Origin of the sequence: Picosynechococcus sp. PCC 8807 (assembly GCF_001693295.1) — a bacterium.
GTDB lineage: Bacteria > Cyanobacteriota > Cyanobacteriia > Cyanobacteriales > MRBY01 > MRBY01.
Genome location: NZ_CP016483.1, coordinates 2,258,714 through 2,277,070 on the forward strand (window position 1 = coordinate 2,258,714; position 18,357 = coordinate 2,277,070).

The window sequence follows — 18,357 nt, forward strand, 5'->3', positions numbered from 1 at the left end:
CTCAAGAAACGGACAGAAAAGATTATTTGCAGCTTTAGTTTCCGCAAGCCTTGTCTTTTTTAAAAACGATGCTATATAATCAAAAAGTGATTAAGCAATAAATCGATTGAGCGATTTGCTTAGTCCCCAGTACTTTAAACTGGTACATGCAATTATGACTACACTTCTACAACAGCAAGGCTCTGCCAATCTTTGGGAGCGCTTTTGCCAATGGGTCACCAGCACAGAAAATCGTTTCTATGTAGGCTGGTTTGGGGTTTTAATGATTCCCACGCTGTTGACCGCAACGATTTGTTTTGTCCTGGCATTTGTCGCCGCGCCCCCGGTTGATATTGACGGGATTCGCGAACCGGTTTCTGGCTCTTTGCTGTATGGCAACAATATTATTACCGCCGCCGTTGTGCCGAGTTCTAATGCGATCGGTCTGCACTTTTACCCCATTTGGGATGCGGCGAATCTGGCTGAGTGGCTTTACAACGGTGGCCCCTACCAACTAATTGTGTTCCACTTTCTGCTTGGCATCTTTGCCTATATGGGGCGGGAATGGGAACTGTCCTACCGCTTGGGGATGCGTCCGTGGATTGCGGTTGCCTATTCTGCTCCGGTGGCGGCGGCGACGGCGGTACTCTTGGTTTATTCAATTGGCCAAGGATCTTTCTCGGACGGTTTACCGTTGGGCATCTCTGGCACCTTTAACTTTATGTTCGTGTTGCAAGCTGAGCATAATGTGTTGATGCATCCTTTCCATATGCTGGGGGTTGCAGGTGTCTTTGGTGGTGCGTTGTTTTCTGCGATGCACGGTTCCCTCGTGACCTCTTCTTTGATTCGGGAGACCACAGAAACGGAGTCCCAAAATAGTGGCTATCGCTTTGGTCAAGAGGAAGAAACTTACAATATTGTGGCGGCCCATGGTTATTTCGGACGCTTGATCTTCCAATATGCTTCTTTTAATAATAGTCGCGCCCTCCACTTTTTCCTTGCTGCTTGGCCAGTGATTGGTATCTGGTTTGCTTCTTTAGCAGTGGCTTGTTTTGCCTTTAATTTGAACGGGTTTAACTTCAACCAATCTCTGTTAGATTCCCAAGGACGGGTGATCAATACTTGGGCGGATATTCTCAATCGGGCAAATCTGGGGATTGAGGCCATGCATGAACGCAATGTTCATAATTTCCCCCTCGATTTAGCAGCCGGAGATCAAGCGCCTGTCGCCCTCCAAGCCCCGGCAATTAATGGCTAACTGGAAGTTTGAATTTGGGATTGCAGTGGCATGATGATTGCTTTGAATAATCTTGGTTTGCTCTGAATCCTGAACGAAAAATATACTCTAAATGCTCTTAGCCTCTGCCATTAAAGTAGAGGCTTTTCTTGAATTTTAAGAAGATTTAATTATCAATTCTAAAAAGCGAATTTTTCCTGAGAAATTGACTAAACTATTGAATAAAAAGTGGGAAAAATACAATGAAGATTTTGCGTTTTATTCTTAAAAACAAACAATTCAATGTGCAAATGAGCAGTGGTCGAAAGTTTTCACATTTTCTGACCGGCATTCTCATTAGTGCCTTGGCGATCGCCACCTTGGTTTGGCCCATTGTCCCTGTGCAAGCAGCCCCCAATCCCCCGGATTTTGCCCGTGCGGTGCAAGCCATCGAAGATCTTGACCAAATGCGGTCTGAGTTGGCCAAAACCATTGACCCGACTGCAGACATCACGCCGCAAACCATGCAGGAAGTTTGTAAACCAGTGGGGATGAAAGCGAGGCAACTGAGTCAAGACAATGGTTGGCAAGTCAAGCAGGTGGCTAAAAAATATCGCAATCCAGACCATGCCCCCCAAAATCTCCAGGAAACCATGGCGATCGCCAAATTTACGCAACACCCCGAACTCCTGAGCTATAGCCAAATCCAAGGCGATCGCCTCCACTACTACCGCCGCATTAATGTCGAAAGCAGTTGTCTCGCCTGCCACGGCCCGAAGGACAATCGCCCCAATTTCATCAAAGCCAAATATTTAGATGATCTCGCCTACGACTTCAAAGCTGGCGACCTACGGGGACTGTATTCCGTCATTATTCCTAGCCTAGAAGCGGCCCAGACTAACCCTGAGTAAACCCCTCACCCCAGATTCAGCCAATGTTTTTTCTTAAAAAAGGATTGATTCTCCTCAGCCTAAGCTTGTTTCTCTTGGTGAGTAGCGGCGTTTGGGCAAGACCCAGTTTCGCCAGTATCCGCCAACAGGAAGAAGCCCCTGGACAAATCCTTTATCAGTCTCGCCAATCCATCCAAGACAATCACGGTCAAACTTGGCAGGTGGTGCTGTTTAAACGGGTTAAAGATGGTCGTGTTGATACCGTTGACCTACGCCTTGTGGCCTACCCCGGCCAGGCGACTTTTATCCATCCGGGTTCTTTGAATTTATCTGCTCCCAATCAAGCGATCCTCACAGCACCAGATCAATTTGCCACCGAAGCCCCTGCGCCCAATGTGGGTCAATTTGATTTAAAAGAGATTTTGCCCCAGTTGCCCACCGATCAAAAAGTCCAACTTAGCTTGCCCCTCAAGGAACAGACGACCATCGAGATTCCCCCGGCAGTTCTCTTGGAGTGGCGACTTATGGCCTAGGCTGAAATTTTCGTACAGGTAAACAACTCCAGACAAAGGAGAGGTCTGGGGAGACTTCGTAGCGACGATTACTTTTTTATCTTGGTTTTGCCTTTTATATTGTCTTTATGAACTTTATGAATTCTTAGAATTCACAGCATCTTAAACATTTGATGAAGTCACCTTGGCTTAGTAGTGGTAAATTTCAACTTCAGCGGGGACAAAGCTCGACACCAGCGAACCTCTCCTTGCTAGACAACATATATGGTTGTCCTACGCTTGATTCAAAAAGGTGTGACGGATAAAAACTGACTATGGCAACTGTATTCCCCCAAGAACGACGTTTTTTAGAATTAGCCCTGGCCCAGGCGATCGCTCGCCATCAGTTGACCGTCGTTTACCAGCCCCAAGTCAATCCTCAAACAACGATGGTGACGGGATTTGAAGCCTTACTTCGTTGGGATCACCCCCAGTTCGGTTCGATTTCTCCCACGGTATTTATCCCCATTGCCGAAGAAGCCGGTCTGATCCACGAGCTTGGGGACTGGGTCTTGCAGCGGGCCATAAAACAGTTAAAAAAATGGCATCAACAGTCCCAGCAAACTTTTCGGATGGCCGTTAATATTTCGGTACATCAGGTCACGGCACCTCACTTCTTTGAGCGGCTCCAGGATCTCCTGGTTTCCCATCAAGTTGCGCCCCAACATCTAGAGCTAGAGATCACGGAGTCAGTTTTGATTGAGGATTTTCAAAATATCTGCGCCGTTTTAGCATCACTGCAAAAATTAGGTGTCAAGATTGCCATTGATGACTTCGGTACAGGCTATGCTTCTTTTAATTACACTAGGTTATTTGGCTGGGATACCCTGAAGTTAGACCGCTGCTTCATTAAAAATTTACATTGTAATAAAGTGAATTCGGCGATCACCAAAAATCTCATTAATATGTCCCATGATCTGGGGTTTAAGGTGGTTGCTGAGGGCATCGAACATCCAGAAGAATTGGCAATGCTCAAGCAGTTTTGTTGTGATGAAGTTCAGGGATATTACTTTAGTCGCCCCCTCATGCCAGCTCTACTCGAAATTCAGCAGATTACGGGTGGTCATTTGATGCCTGGGGCGATCGCCTATTTAGCTGCCTGAGTTAAACATAGATCCGTTGCTGTAAAGCCTCATGGCAGATCACCTGTTCGATTAAGTGTGATGGTGATTACTCAAAATTGATCAGCAAAATTTTTCAGAGAATATAGATTCAGCGGTGACATCACGGCAATGTGCATCGGTAAATGGTAACGCCCACTATGATTTGATTAGGCTGAAATCGTGCTGGGCGATGATTTCATGCTTTTTCCCAGGAAGAGATCTACGTTGATGTCTAGGAGCGTCGGGAATAGGAAATGTTTAAGCTTGGGACAATTAGCCAATTTTTTTCGCTGTTGTATTTGGGATTAATGCCTGGGGCGATCGCCGCGCCGCCGGATGCGAGTCAAATTGTCTCCCTCACGGGCGATCGCCTAATGATGCAACAGGGTAGTCACCGTCAACAAGCGGCCCAGGTGGGCGATCGCCTCGAAAACCATAGCCAAAGCCTGATTGTACCGGGTAATAACCATTCTTTTGCGCGTCTTGTCCTGGTGGGCGATCGCCAAACCTATGACGGACTGCTTTTACAAACTGGCCCCGCCCCCCAACAGACCCAATATCGGTTTCCCTGTGTAGTTGAAGGGGGCACCATCACCCTGAGTTGGCAAAAAGGTCAGCAACGGGGCTGTGCTGAAGGTCTCCGCATTCGCCCAAACCCTGAGGGGCGATCGCCGACCCAACATCTCAAAATCTTTGCCTATCAAATGGTGCTTTCGCCCGCCGCTGCCAGTGCTATCCCCACCGATTCAGAACTCGTCATTCAGCCCAGTGGAGAGACACCGATCTGTGTTCGCGTCACAACCCAAGACAAGCGCCAAATCGTTGAAGTTTTGTGGGGCGAAATTATCCTCAGCAGCGCCAATCACCCCCAGGGTCTAAAAATCCGTAAGGGGACGCAATACGACCAAGGCGAACTTCAGTTTTTTGATCCGGATACTCGTCTCGCAACCCCCGTAATGCAAGCATTCTTTTCGGCTGCAGCTTGGTCAAATGCAGCAACTTCTACACCTTTGTCCGGCGAGATTCAAAATCACATTGACGTGATCCGCACGGCTTTTGCCACAGCACAGTGAAAAAGATTCACTTTAGTCCTCGGCATTTTGACCATATTGAAACAACATAAAAACTTCATCAAATTTTATTTTTTACTTCAACGCTTTTAAGTTATTTTCTGGCGAAACCAAATAAATCAGTCAAACTGAATCTTCTCTTTGGGAAAGTCAGTGATCAAAAAAATTTCATAGAGAAATTCGTGAATAAATCTGCGCTCATATCTGATTAAAGGCTTTTTAGTTAAGTATTTAAGGTTTTTTTGTTTTTGTGATGCTGAGGCCAAGATCTTCATTATTTCTTCAACAAAAGACCTAAATCGCTTCTCTAACTCTTCATGGAAGTAGCGATATTCGTCTGCAATTAATGGGTAATTTATACCAAGCAAATCAAAGCAAAACTAAATCGCTATTTATTTATATGCGTTGACAATCAACTTTTTGCTCCCCTCAATTGAGAAGACCCATCTCTTCCCTCCCCTACTAGCAAATTTTTGTTTGAGGAATTTTTAAGTGAACAATCAAGTTTGGCGATCGCCAAAGTGCAAAACCCCCAGAAAAAATACGATCCGTAAGCTCGCTAGTCCCTTGGTGATTGCGGGCCTCATGGCCGCCGGTCAATTCCAGCTCATCCCCCAGGCGATCGCAATTGGCACAGCAGCAGATACAGACATCATTAACAAAGCCACCGCGACTTACAATGATCCTGCAAATCCAGGGGTTCCTCTAAACGCAGAATCTAATACTGTCACTGTTACCGTTGCAGAGGTCGCAGGTTTAACTAACGTTCCCGCAGGGATTGTTGATGAAAATGGCGGTAGTATCAACTCCAATGATATTGTCAATTACGACTTTTTATTGACAAATACAGGAAACGCGACAAATAATATCGAGATTCCATTCGCTGCCATCACAAACCCCGATGGAAATCTAAGCGTTACTGGTTTTCTCGTTGACCTCAACAATGATGGGGATTTCGATGATACTGGTGAAAGTAATTCAGGAAATCCGTTTACAACTGACGTCACAGCTACAGGTATTGCAGCTGATGCTTCTGTTAAGGTTCGTGTTGTCACCACTGTAAATTCCGGCCTGGGAGCAAGTGAGCCTGTCGCGATCCAGCTTGGTAATACCCCGCCTAATGATAATAGTGCTGGGACTCAAAACCAGTCCTATGATGCTGATGGTACAGTTGATGATGTTTTCACAACCGCAACTACACCAGTTAATGGACAAAGAGAAGCTGCAGCCCTCCAAAGTAGCGCAACCTCTCAGTCTGTTACACCATTAGCATTAGCGACAGTTCTCAAAACCCGTGCTGCCTATAATCCAGCAACTCCAGCGACAACCGATGACACAATTACCTATCGTTTAGATTTTCGGGTTGAAAGTAGTTCTCCCAATTCTTCCTTTACCCCCACCAACCTAGAAGGTACAACCATTCAGCTTTCTACTGCGGCTAATGGTTCTAACCCTGTCGATGTACAGCGCATTCTCGTCTCTGATGCGATTCCTGAAAATACAGAACTGACAAATACCCCACCAACTGCTCCGGTAGGCTGGAAAGTTGTTTATAGTACGAGTGCGACCACAACTCGAACAGTTGGTGGGAGTACAGCTACTGCCCCCGCAGCTGCAGTCTGGCAAACAGTGGCTCCAGCTAGTTTGGCATCAGTCGAACGGATTGGTTGGATTTATGTTGGTCCGAGTAATGTTGCTGACAGTACAGTTTCTGGCCCAACTCTTGCAGCTGGTAGTGCCACCACTGGCGATGCGAATGGTTTCCGTTTCCAAGTTGTTACCAGTGGTCTAACAGCAGGTGGAACGATCGCCAACATTGCCCAAGCCTTCGGTGAAACGGTTGGTGATCCGAACAACGAAGTTGTTTACGATGAATCTGGTGACCAAAACCCGAACAACTTTAACGACGATGACACACCTCCAGATCCCACCGGGACGAACTATGATCCTGTAAATGATACTGGTGTCGCAGATCCCGCTAACCAAGACACAGATAACAACAACAACAACACAGGTACTGGCCCAGAAGGTGAAGCAAATGTCTTAGCGATTACACCTCCAGGGGCAATCCTAAACGGCCCGCTAAATCAACCTGGCGCTGTTGGCCCGACAAACAACAACGATGACTTTGTCAATAAGTCTAGTCTTGCTATTGAAGGCGGCGGCACCCAAACAGCAACTCCAGGACAAACCTTCAATCCGGCACCAGTTGTTTTTAACAATACCTTCCAGAACCCATCAAGCAACGCTGGAGAACTAGACACAGTTCGTCTACTTCCCCTTGCCCCGAATAATACTGCCGTTCCAGCCACAAATCCCGCGCAAGAAGCGACAGATATTCCTGATGGCACTCGTGTAACGATTACAGTGGGTTCCAGTAGTGCTGCTTATGATTATGACGATGCCACTGGTTACACATATGTCGCCAGCTCTGGGACTGGGCCGAACTTTGATGGGACAGCAAACACCCTAAAATTTGACAATATCAGTCCTGGAGTTTCCATCAACTACACAGTCACCATTGATCTACCGGCAGGTTCCCAATTGTCTGCGGATCGTTTCAGTGCAAACGGTGTAAGTCGTGCCGGTTATTCTGTTCCAGTTGTTGCTTTTGTCGATAACAATAATTCTGGCGCATTTGAGTTCTCAACAACGCCTTCGTCAAATAATGACAACGTTTTCAACATCAAAATTGACCGCTTGTACCTTGGCCACCTCGCCTTATTAAAAGAACAGCGAGTGCTGGATACGGATGGCACAACAGAAATTGAAACGTGGACAACTGGCCCAATTAATGATGTTGAACCTGGGCAATTCATTGAGTATCGTATTTCTTACGTAAATTTCTCAACACCCTCTACTACAGGTTCATCTGGAAACGTCACTCTCGGCATCAGTAATTTGGTGATTACGGAGGATGGCACAACTGGAACCTTTGTTGCTGGTGGTGCTGGAACTGCGAATAACTGGGCCTTACCATTATCGACTCCCTCAACGACTCACCAACAGAATACTTCTGCAACTCTAGGAACACTACAGTATTTCAATGGTGTGACTAATCTGGGCAATTTAGACCCAGCAGATGGAGCGACGGTAACACGCTACGTCAATAGTGTTGGCACTTTGACACCTGACACAGCAGTGACACCGGGTACTGCTTCGACTTACCAAGGCAGCTTCATTTTCCGTCGTGTTTTGAACTAACTCTTTATGCCCTCAAGTTTCCATGCTTCGATTACTACCGTCGAGGCATGGACAGGGGGCTGCTGTAAAAATTTCATGTTGCTAGTAGACAAAGGTCTTTTGACGATGAAACGTTCCTCCCTACCTTTCTTTGGAGTTGGTCTCGCTCTTACTCTGAGTTTTGCTCCCCTTCATATTTCTCCTCTGACTCCCCAGCCTGTCCTCGCCCAAACCCAGCAGAACCTTGATGTTGAGCTAGCTGGCCATCTGCGGGTAATCGAAAAAAATTGGCGTGGTGAACAAAAAGTTGCCTGGCGTAGCCTAGAGGGTGGTTTTATGCGGCCCGCCCCCAGGGTCAAACCCGGTGACACCATTCGCTACACTGTCAGCGGCAACAATCGCACCGAACAACCCATTTCCGGTCTCGTCCTTACCGATGATCTGCCCGCCAATACCGTCTATGTGATGGGGTCAGCGGCCTCTGTGGGTGGCGCAACAATCACTTACAGCATCGATGGCGGCAAAACCTACAGTGCCAACCCGACGATTCGCGTCACCTTGCCCGATGGTCGTGTGGAAACGCGCCCGGCCCCAGCGGAACGCTATACCCATGTGCGTTGGACCTTCCAAAATGCTGTCCCTGCAAGGGCTAGCGTGAATGGCCAGTACCAAGTCCGCGTTCAATAAACGTCAAACATTCACTGGTCTTTACTTTTTTGGAGGCCTTCGTCGGCCAGAGTCTTTTTAATGCCTAATTTTCTTGACCATTCACGACTAATCCTCAAGCGATCGCCTTTGGTGATGGCCCTAGTCGGTGTGGGTTTGAATTTAGGTATGCCCTTGGTTCTGGCCCAGACCCCAGGGACGACAGAAGCTGTCACCCTCTTTAACCGGGCCGAAGCCAGCTACCAAATTGGGGAGAATGGCCCAGCCGTAAATACCACCAGCAACCCAGTGGTTCTTAGATCTGATGGTTCTCCCCCGCCGCCACCCATTGACCCCTTTGGTCGCGTCCTTGGCTGTGCTGGAGAGACCCTAGATGATTACAGCGGTTTTCGGGTGGGACTCTACGAGGCTGGTGGCTCCTTACAAACCGAGATTGGTGCTTTGCTTGTCCTCGATCCCCTCACTGGGGCAGTGCCCCTTCCCCCTGGAGCGGTCAATGTCAATGAAGCTAACGCTAATCCCTTTGACCTCGGTAACACCGAAACCCTCAGCGACCCGGATCTGCGGGGTCAGTTTAATTTCTTTTTGCGGCCTGACCAGCTCAATGTGGGCACTGTTTATATCTTGGTGATTCGGCCGCCCTTGGGGTCATTGTTTGATGAGAGGCGGATCCAGATTCGGATCACAGCGGTCAAACCAGACTCCTTTACCTATGTGGCGAATTCCCTCGATGGGCTGCCCCTGAGTTTAGAAGACCCGACCTTAACCAGCCAAGAAGTGACCATCCCGAAAGCAGAAACGACCGCGCTCATCGTCTTTTCAACAACAGTGATTTCCGTCTGTCAAAACGAAGCAATCCAAATTCAAAAAACCGCCGACCGGGCCACCGTCGAGCCTGGGGGAACGGTGGTCTATCGCCTGAGCATCAATAACCTCAGCACGAGCACCCTAGAAAATGTTGAAGTGCGCGATCGCCTGCCCCTGGGTTTCCGTCTCCTCGAAGATTCTGTGCAGGGGGTCATTGGTGACAGCCCTGTGGCCCTAGACACAACGGTAAATGGACGTGATATTACCTTCACTTTCCAGGCCCCCTTCCCTGGTGCGACCTCCCCTGAAAATAACCCCCCTGCCCGGATCCTCTATGCAGTGGAAGTGACCCCCGATGCCCTGCGGGGGGATGGCCGTAATGTGGCCTTTGTTACCGGCGATCGCAACGATAACGACTTCTCCATCCGCGATGGCCCCGCTGTTTATACGATTGGCATCCGCAATGGGCTGCTTTCAGATTTGGGCACGATTATCGGACGGGTCTTTAAAGATAAAAACTTCGATGGTGAACAGCAGTATGGTGAACCCGGCATCCCCAATGCCGTCGTCTTTATGGAAAATGGCAACCGCATCGTCGCCGATGAAAATGGTCTCTTTTCCGTCGCCAATGTCCTCCCCGGTTGGCACACCGGTGTGCTTGATTTGACCAGCGTCCCTGGCTATGCGCCCGCCCCCAACGAAAAATTTATCGCCGAAGACCGCACCTATAGCCGTGCCGTCCGCCTTGAACCCGGTGGCATGGCCCGGATGAACTTTGCCGTAACGCCCTTAATCCCTGGAGAAGACGAATGAAAAAACGCTTCTCCGTTCCCCTAACAACATTAATTTTGGCCCTCAGCGGTTGGTTTAGTGAGGTGACGGCCCAAACGCCAACGGTGACAACGGCTGAAATTAGTGGCATTGTAACCACCCAGACGCCCACAGGCCCCCAGGAAACTGAGTTCCAAGCGATCCTCAATCAATCGTCTGCGGCGAGTGAGATTCAGGGAGAAATCCTACTGGCCCAATCATCCCCGACTGTCCCCGTGGCGACTGAACCGTCAGAGAATAGTGAGACCCTGACGCCGGTCATTGAGTCTACTCCGCCACCAACGGCGATCGCCCAACCCACCGTGCAATTTATTAGCCCTGGCATGGGGGCAATTTTAGAAAAAAATGCCAGTGCCGTCGTGATCGAAGTCCCCACGGGCAGTAGCACCACCCTCAGCGTCAATGGTGTCGAAATTGACTCGAATCAAATTGGCCAACTGGAAACCAATGGCAGTACAGGTCTGATGCGCCAAACCTGGTATGGGGTGATTTTTAGCCCCGGAGAAAATACCCTTAAGGCGACGGCCACCCTAAATGGCACCACGGTCAGCAACGAAATTCAGGTGCAAGCCCCTGGGGATGTGGCAAATTTACAGCTCTCAACCCTCGAAACCCGCGTGCCCGCCGATGGGCGATCGCCCGTGACGATCCAGGGGATATTACTCGATAAAAATGGCAATCGGGCTAATGGGGGCGGTCGGATTACCCTCGAGGCTACCGCCGGAGAATTTCTCGGTGAAGATGCTGGGCCAGGGGCACCGGGTTTTCAGGTAGATGCCAAGGATGGAGAATTTACCGCTACCTTACAGTCCTCCCTCGACAGTGGCCCCGTCCAAATTCGGGCTCGCCTCTTTGAATTAGAAGCCTATACCCAAGTCCAGTTTGAAACAGCCCTCCGGCCTAGTCTCCTCACGGGGGTGATTAGTCTCCGGGTCGGGGCAGACAATACGGACTATTTCAGCAGCTATCGCGATTTCCTCAACCCTGATGCTGACGGCGATACCGTCATTGATGTGGATGGCGCAGCCTTTGCCACAGGTACGATTGGGGATTGGCTCTTCACAGCGGCTTTCAATGGCGATCGCCCCCTAAACGAAGCCTGTGAAACCTGTACCAATCGCCTCTTTCGCGCCGATCAAGTTTCCGAACAACCCTATCTCACTTACGGTGATAATTCCACCGTCCGCAACCTGACCCCCTCCCAGGACAGTCTCTACCTCCGCCTCGAACGCACTCCGGATATTGAAGGCGCAACTGACCCCGACTACATCATGTGGGGGGACTACGGCACAAGTGCGGAATTTGCCACCGCTTCCCAGGAGTTCACTGCCCTCAGTCGCCAACTCAACGGCGCGAAACTCAACTACAATTTCGGCGATCTGCAAATTTCTGCCCTTTATAGCCAGGGGGGAGAAGCATTCCAGCGGGATACCCTCCTCCCCGATGGCACGAGCGGTTTTTATTTCCTCACCCAACGCCTCGTCGTCCCCGGCAGTGAAGAAGTGTACTTTGAGCTAGAGGAACTCGAACGACCCGGTACGATTATTTGGCGCGATCGCCTATTCCGGGGCCAAGATTACGAAATTGACTACGACCGGGGCAGCATTGTCTTTAGCGATCCCGTACTGCGCACAGAAATAGGCGACAACGGCGAAATTCTTGTGCGGCGGATTGTTGTCACCTACCAAAATGAAAGCGGTGAAGACAATAAAGTATATGCCGGACGATTACGCTACCATTTCAACCGCGACCCAGGGCAAGCCAGTTGGATCGGGGCGACCTACTTCCGTGAAGACCAAGGAGAGCGAGATCTCGAAGTTTACGGGGTTGATGCTCAAATTCACCTCGGTGAAAACTACAAATTTATTGGCGAATACGCCCAGAGCCAAAATAGTTCCGCCGAATTAGGGAATGTTTCCGGTTCCGCCTACCGCTTTGAATTGGATGCTAAATTTGCCGATGGTTTTACCGGACGGGCCTACTATCGCCATGCCGACACCGGTTTTGCCAACCGTTCCACCATTAGTTTTGTCCCCGGCCAAACTCGCTATGGCGTTGACCTGAATGCCCGGCTCTCCCCCAGCACCCAACTGCGTTTTAACTACGACCACGAAAAAAATCAGGGGGTGAATATTCGCCCCATCGTTACCCTCGGCGATCTGATCAACGCCGGCCAAGAAGGGATTCCCACTGGACTGGTGGACAACGAACTCACCACCATCACCGCCGGCCTCGCCCAGCGTTTCGGCAAAGCGAATCTGAATGTGGATTTGTTATTCCGCGATCGCCTTGATTATCTCAACCCTGAAAACGACGGTAGCTCGACCCAACTGCGTACCAATTTCACAACGCCCCTCAGCGATCGCCTTAAACTGCGCCTCCTCAACCAAACCACCCTTTCGGCGGAGTCCGATGCCGTATTTAGCGATCGCAGTCAAATTGGCCTGGACTGGAAGATCGCCCAGGGCGTCAACCTAAACCTGAACCAAAACTGGTACCACAGCGGTACCCTCTCTGGCCAAAGCACCACCAGCATCGGCCTTACTGGCGAATACAAACCCTGGCACAACACCATCCTCAGTGCCCGTTATGACATGGAACGCTTTAGTACAGGGATGCAGGATGCAGCGACCTTTGGCATTAAACATAACTGGGCCGTCTTCAAAAATTTTGACCTCGATTTTGCCTATGAAAAAGTTGTGGGTAATCTTTTTGTGGGTAGTGATGGCGCAGTGGGTCAAGGGGCATCCCGTTCGACCGGCCTACGTGGGGGCGATAGTCTTAGTATCCGGGGCCGCTATCGAGGTGGGGGCGATGGGGAAAATTTCCAAGCCGAAGCGGGCTACGAATTCCGCAATACCAACGGCAGCAGCACCAGTAACCTCACAGCTTCTGTCCGGGGCAAACTATCGCCGTCTCTGACAGCCCTCGCTAATTTTGACCGACGTTTCGCCGCAGGCCAAGCGACCCGTGGTTTACCTCCCACCACAGAACTGCGTGTTGGCCTCGCCTACCGCAATCCCTACGAGGATAAATTTAACGCCCTCCTCCGCTATGAATATCGCAAAAATCCGAACACCATCCCCGAAACCCTCCTCACAGGCAGGGGGAACGACGTCACGGAACATTTATTTGCCGCCGAGGCGATCTATGCGCCTAACTACCGCTGGGAATTTTACGGCAAGCTCGGTTATCGCCATTCCTCCCTCAAGCTCGCCGAGGATTTTGAAACAACGACTTCTGCGACCCTCGCCCAACTCCGGGCCACTTACCTCCTCAACCGACGGTTTGATCTGACTGGTGGGATTCGTTGGATTAATCAACATTCAGCAGGCTATAGCGAAATGGGTTGGCTCGCGGAGGTGGGCTATTATGCGACACCAAATCTCCGCTTTGCGGTGGGCTACAGTTCTGGTCAGGTGAACAATGATCGGGATTTCTCCGGCAGTCGCTCTGATGGAGGTTTGTATGCGGGGGTTACTCTCAAGCTGGACAGTTTGTTTGATTTTGGTCGCCAGCAACCCGTTGCTGCTGTGCCAGAAACCCGCAAATTAATGGTCGAAGCCCCCAAGCCTGATGCTAATTTACAGGCAGCCTTGGCAGCACCCCTGCGTTTGGATGTGTCCCAGGCCATTGATTTTGAGCGGGGGAAAACCAGTGTTTCCCTGGAAGGGCAAATGGTGCTCGATAGTTTGGTCACTGTTTTGGGTCAATATTCAGACCTAAAATTGGATATCCAAGGTATTCTGCCGCCCCTAGCTGAACTTACCCCCGATAATCTCGAAGCCCGTCGTCTGCAAACCGCCCGCCAATATCTCCTCAGTCGGGGGATCAGTGGCGATCGCCTAACGCTCCGATCCCTAGGCAACAGTTCCCAAAACAAAGTTCCAGAACAGCCGATTACCTTTACCCTGAGTGGTACTGCTGCTACCTTCCAGGCCATTTCTACCCAGCTCGGCGGCAATCCCATTGTGGGTAACTTAATCAACACAGAATTACCCCAATTAGCGACTTTACCGCCTGATCTCCCCCAGGATACCACCAGTACAGTGAATCGCAATTCTCGCCAGGAACAGCCCCAAAGTTTTTCATTGAACTTATCCCAGGCTACCTTTACCCCCGACGATACAAATCTCCAAGTCCAAACCTATAACCGCACCGATGCTGACCTCAACCCCAACTTTACCTATCTGCCCTACTGGATCCTCGGTTTTGTGCCACTTGCTGATCCCGATACCCTCCTCCTTGCCGATGTTACGCCGATGAATCCGATCACCGAATTTGTCACGAGCTTGATGCCAGAATCTGACCCCATTGCAGAGATCCCGACAGAACGGCTCCTCACCCGCAGCGAACCCCAGCCCAGGCCCCAACCAGAGGCGCAAATTCTGGGCGATCGCCGTTTGGATGAATCAGCAGCCAATGAGTTGATCACGAACACTACCGAACCGCTGATCTTTGGCGATCGCCGTTTGGATGAGTTGAGCGAGCGTGAACTCCAGGCCCTCGCCCTCGAAATTTATGATGCGGTCTTTGGGGGTGAGATCCAGGCCCGCCGCCTCGATACCGACGACAGTTTCCTCTTTGGTAATGCCAATACCGAACCGCTGACCTTTGGCGATCGCCGTTTAGAGGAGAATATGCCCGAACTGCTCACCCTCGAACCCACCTCGAACTTCCTCAGTGCTAGAGAAATTCGCCGTTTAGAATCAGCGCTTTATTTCCTCCTCAGTGAAGATTTGAATCGTCTGGATGATTTGTTCCAAATTAGTGGTCGTCAGCGGAGTCGTGATCTAGGACAACGCATTGATCTTGATCGTTTTATAAATCCAAATTCTCAATGAGAAATTAATAATGTCAACTAGACTGTTCAAGACTTTTTCAATTCTCAAAAATTTCTTCTGTCATTAATAAAGCTAGCTGATAAAGAATGAAAAGCACGAAAAGAAAAACAATTTCAAAAACTTTATCAATAACTATTGGGGCGATCGCCTCTATTAGTATTCTTCCTCAAACCGCACAAGCTCAATTTATCCAGCGGTCATTTTTGAATCCTAGCTTCGAACAAAATTTAACGCCCTATCCTGCCAAGCCAACATCTCCAGGCATAACAACAATTAGTAGTTTCACTAATTGCTTTATTCAAGTTGATCAGACTAGTGTTCCTGGATGGAGTACTACTCATCCTCGAATTAATGGAAGTGGTAATTGTTCTGGTTATGTCAACCCCAATCTTAGTGTTTCTCCGACGGGGGCAAGCTTAATTGAGTTATGGACCAGAAACTTCAATGGCGTAGTTCCACCGAATGGCAATGTTTTTGCAGAACTTAATGCAGAAGCAAACTCCAAACTTTTTCAGAATCTTTGTTTAATTAATGGGGAAACAATTACATTTTCTGTTAATCACCGTGGTAGAAGTAGTGCAAGCACTGCAGATGTGGCAAGCTTTGTTGTCAACAACCAAAGAGCTGTTCAATTTGGCACAGCCAGTGATGGGGATCCTCGTTCTATCACAACCCTCTCACCAAGCAATGTCGCAAACATTACAACAAACCCATTAACACTCCCTGGAGGCGGATGGGTACGGTATTCTGGTAGCCTGCGATATACAGGGGTAAGTGGCACTATTCCGGTCGGTTTTGAGGCAATTTCCACGGCTGGTGGCAATCTTACAATCGGTAATTTTATTGATAATACTCAGTTTGCGGGTTTGCCCGTCATTGAAATTGCAGCACAGACGGGCAATGCACCGGAGTCCGAAGGAGTTCCCACAACCAATCCTCCTCAAATTCGGGTAGTTGGTCTGGTCGGTTCTTCTGGTTTGGATATTACCATCACAGTCCAGCCATCCAGTACCGCAACACTAGGTTTGGATTTTCAGTTTCAAGGGGGTTTTATCTCTACTGGTAATACCGTTACTCTTAATATCCCTGCCGGAAACTATGATGGCACAGCGGCAACAGGAAGCTTAATCAATATTCCAATTGAAATTATTCAAGACCAGGAGTCAGAGGGAAATGAAACAATTGAATTTGTGATCAATGCAGATCCTACCAAGTTTTTCAATCTCTCCACGACTACTTGTGGTGCGGCGCCGATTACAAGCTCTATTTACACGATCTTTGATGATGAATTTTTAAGTGGTACAGTTTGGAATGATGTTGACAACTCTGCCAATAACACTTTTACAAATATTCAAACAGGTTCTGAAGTAGGAACAAATGCTGATGGCCTTTTAAAGGCAATTTTGGTGGATAGTAATGGTAATGTTCTTGCGAGTGCTCCAGTTCAACCAGATGGTACTTATACCTTTAATGATGTCCCATTTAATACAAATGTCAGAATTCGTTTAAGTACCGGTGTTGCCGTTGTGGGAAACCCCGCCCCTGCTGCTTCTCTACCATCAGGTTGGGGGGCGACTAGTCCTTTAGAGACGGATCTTTTTAATAGTAGTAATAATATTCAAGGTAGAGATTTTGGGATTCGTAATATTTTGCCGCAATTGTTATTGTTAAAACGGATTACACAAATCACGGCGGTCAATGGAAATACCACCAATTTCTCGACTATTATTCCCTCTGATGGAACTAATCATGAAATGTGGCCAGCTAATTTTGTTGTTGGTGAAATTAGTACAGAAGCTGCCCCAGGCGATATAGTGGAATACACTATTTACTTTTTGAATAAAGGAATAAGTACCGCTGCAGAAGTCAAAATCTGTGACCCTTTGTCAAGGTATCTAACGTACCTTCCAGATAGTTATGATGGTTTTACGCCTGTTGATAATGGTGCAACTTCCACAGAGGACCTTGGTATTAAGCTGAATTTAGGTTCGGATGTCTATCTGACAAGTGCTGCTGATGGCGATCGCGGTCGTTTTTTTTCAGCATACACTGAAGCCACAGGTTGCACAGGTGTTGATAACGATTTAACTCCAGAACAGCAAGCAGAGCTTAGTGGCATTATCAGAGTCAATTTAGCTACTGTACAAAGTGCGGCCTATGGTTATATCCGCTTCCGGGCTCGCGTAAAATAATTCATAATTCAGCCGCCAAAAAAGACCCCAGCACATCCTTCTCTGGGGAAAGTGGCCGAAGGCCGGAAGGCGTATTCTCCCCTAGAGGGGAGCTAGAGGGGTGGCCCCTGGGGGAGATACTGCCAGGCAAAGGGGGTCTACTTCCCTAGGGAAGGTGGCCGAAGGCCGGAAGGGAAGGGGTCTAAGAAGAAACAAACCGTTTGCGGAGTGATTCGGCCCGTTTTTTCGCTGTTTTATTCTCTGGTTCTGCTTTTAGGGCAAGTTCATAGGTTTTCAGGGCTTTCGCTGTCATTTGCTTTTTTTCGTACACATTGGCCAGATTGTTTAAAGCTGTGACGTAATCCGGGACTTCCTTTAGGGCTGCTTTGTACTGGCGAATGGCGAGGTCGTATTGTTCCTGGGCAAAATAAGCATAACCAAGGGCGTTATATACTAATGCCTGATTTTCTGGTTCCAACTCGTCTTCTACCTTCAGTGCTTTTTGGAGCAGTTGGGCCGCTTGGACGTAGAGTTTTTTGTCGAGATAGAGACTACCCAGTTCGTAATACTCCTTTGCGGTGCCAGAGCCTTGCTTGAGCTTGGTTTGTAGCTTAGAAAAAGTGTTTTCAACGCGGCGGGTCTTAATAACTTGACGGAATAGGAAAAAGGCTAATCCCCCTAGCAGAGCAACGAGGATAGACAGGTAAAAGATTGGCAGAAACTCTTGATCCATAACAGGAAATGATTGATAGCAGGTTTTATAAAAAATTTTTATTGTTCCCTAAGTCTGCTGCGGCAAAATCAACAGAAACTTAAGCCCTGCTAGTGTATCAGGTCTTTAGGGGAGTCCCCAATGATTGATACGTTCCGTTAACGATCCGCTGCTTTGCCGTGGTTTCTTGTTGGGTTTGGCTGAGGCTTTGGTAATACAACTATAGATCTTAGTGAAAAGCACAAAAAAAGGTGCATTACTCTTAAGCAATACACCTTATCTGATTAGTTTCAAATTCCTATCGACTTAATTTGTCTAGGATCACTATCAGAAA

General features: G+C 48.7%; 11 protein-coding genes. 10 read left to right on the top strand and 1 reads right to left on the bottom strand.

The features are described from left to right. Positions 1–154 precede the first annotated feature (154 nt). From psbA to AWQ24_RS11065, 10 genes are all read left to right on the top strand, one after another. Positions 155–1,237, top strand: a complete 1,083-nt coding sequence (psbA, locus tag AWQ24_RS11015) for a photosystem II q(b) protein (RefSeq protein WP_030006608.1) — start codon at positions 155–157, stop codon at positions 1,235–1,237. Between the two features lie 221 nt (positions 1,238–1,458). Further along, positions 1,459–2,106, top strand: coding sequence for a DUF3365 domain-containing protein (locus AWQ24_RS11020; RefSeq protein WP_083993522.1), 648 nt, complete (start codon positions 1,459–1,461; stop codon positions 2,104–2,106). 23 nt (positions 2,107–2,129) lie between these two features. Then, positions 2,130–2,618 carry a DUF3122 domain-containing protein gene (locus tag AWQ24_RS11025; protein ID WP_065716829.1) on the top strand — a complete coding sequence of 163 codons (489 nt, stop codon included), beginning with the start codon at positions 2,130–2,132 and terminating at the stop codon, positions 2,616–2,618. Between the two features lie 293 nt (positions 2,619–2,911). After that, the gene (locus AWQ24_RS11030) at positions 2,912–3,739 is read left to right on the top strand and encodes a bifunctional diguanylate cyclase/phosphodiesterase (protein WP_012307767.1); all 828 of its coding nucleotides are present in this window, start codon (positions 2,912–2,914) and stop codon (positions 3,737–3,739) included. A gap of 254 nt (positions 3,740–3,993) precedes the next feature. Further along, positions 3,994–4,812, top strand: coding sequence for a hypothetical protein (locus AWQ24_RS11035; RefSeq protein WP_065716830.1), 819 nt, complete (start codon positions 3,994–3,996; stop codon positions 4,810–4,812). 564 nt (positions 4,813–5,376) lie between these two features. Continuing rightward, entirely contained in the window at positions 5,377–8,013 is a 2,637-nt protein-coding gene (locus tag AWQ24_RS11045; RefSeq protein WP_083993523.1) for a hypothetical protein, read from the top strand. 6 nt (positions 8,014–8,019) lie between these two features. Next, positions 8,020–8,679 (top strand): DUF11 domain-containing protein, encoded by a 660-nt coding sequence (locus AWQ24_RS11050; RefSeq protein WP_083993524.1) that lies wholly within the window; start codon positions 8,020–8,022, stop codon positions 8,677–8,679. Between the two features lie 60 nt (positions 8,680–8,739). Beyond that, complete coding sequence (locus tag AWQ24_RS11055; protein WP_065716832.1) at positions 8,740–10,278, top strand: DUF11 domain-containing protein; 1,539 nt, start codon at positions 8,740–8,742, stop codon at positions 10,276–10,278. Beyond that, a complete protein-coding gene (locus AWQ24_RS11060; RefSeq protein WP_065716833.1) occupies positions 10,275–15,140 on the top strand; it encodes a hypothetical protein in 4,866 nt (1,621 codons plus the stop codon). The genes AWQ24_RS11055 and AWQ24_RS11060 overlap by 4 nt, the downstream gene beginning before the upstream one ends. Positions 15,141–15,226: 86 nt before the next feature. After that, positions 15,227–17,332 (top strand): DUF11 domain-containing protein, encoded by a 2,106-nt coding sequence (locus tag AWQ24_RS11065; RefSeq protein WP_083993525.1) that lies wholly within the window; start codon positions 15,227–15,229, stop codon positions 17,330–17,332. Between the two features lie 181 nt (positions 17,333–17,513). Here the strand turns inward: AWQ24_RS11065 and AWQ24_RS11070 are convergent, their stop codons facing one another. Further along, complete coding sequence (locus AWQ24_RS11070; protein ID WP_065716835.1) at positions 17,514–18,044, bottom strand: tetratricopeptide repeat protein; 531 nt, start codon at positions 18,042–18,044, stop codon at positions 17,514–17,516. Positions 18,045–18,357 lie beyond the last annotated feature (313 nt).

Excerpts from the sequence above, each read along its gene's own strand:
- AWQ24_RS11020 (WP_083993522.1), top strand. The coding sequence starts at position 1,459 with ATGAAGATTTTGCGTTTTATTCTTAAAAACAAACAATTCAATGTGCAA.
- AWQ24_RS11070 (WP_065716835.1), bottom strand. The coding sequence starts at position 18,044 with ATGGATCAAGAGTTTCTGCCAATCTTTTACCTGTCTATCCTCGTTGCT.
- AWQ24_RS11025 (WP_065716829.1), top strand. The coding sequence starts at position 2,130 with ATGTTTTTTCTTAAAAAAGGATTGATTCTCCTCAGCCTAAGCTTGTTT.
- AWQ24_RS11050 (WP_083993524.1), top strand. The coding sequence starts at position 8,020 with ATGCCCTCAAGTTTCCATGCTTCGATTACTACCGTCGAGGCATGGACA.
- psbA (WP_030006608.1), top strand. The coding sequence starts at position 155 with ATGACTACACTTCTACAACAGCAAGGCTCTGCCAATCTTTGGGAGCGC.
- AWQ24_RS11060 (WP_065716833.1), top strand. The coding sequence starts at position 10,275 with ATGAAAAAACGCTTCTCCGTTCCCCTAACAACATTAATTTTGGCCCTC.
- AWQ24_RS11065 (WP_083993525.1), top strand. The coding sequence starts at position 15,227 with ATGAAAAGCACGAAAAGAAAAACAATTTCAAAAACTTTATCAATAACT.
- AWQ24_RS11035 (WP_065716830.1), top strand. The coding sequence starts at position 3,994 with ATGTTTAAGCTTGGGACAATTAGCCAATTTTTTTCGCTGTTGTATTTG.
- AWQ24_RS11055 (WP_065716832.1), top strand. The coding sequence starts at position 8,740 with ATGCCTAATTTTCTTGACCATTCACGACTAATCCTCAAGCGATCGCCT.
- AWQ24_RS11030 (WP_012307767.1), top strand. The coding sequence starts at position 2,912 with ATGGCAACTGTATTCCCCCAAGAACGACGTTTTTTAGAATTAGCCCTG.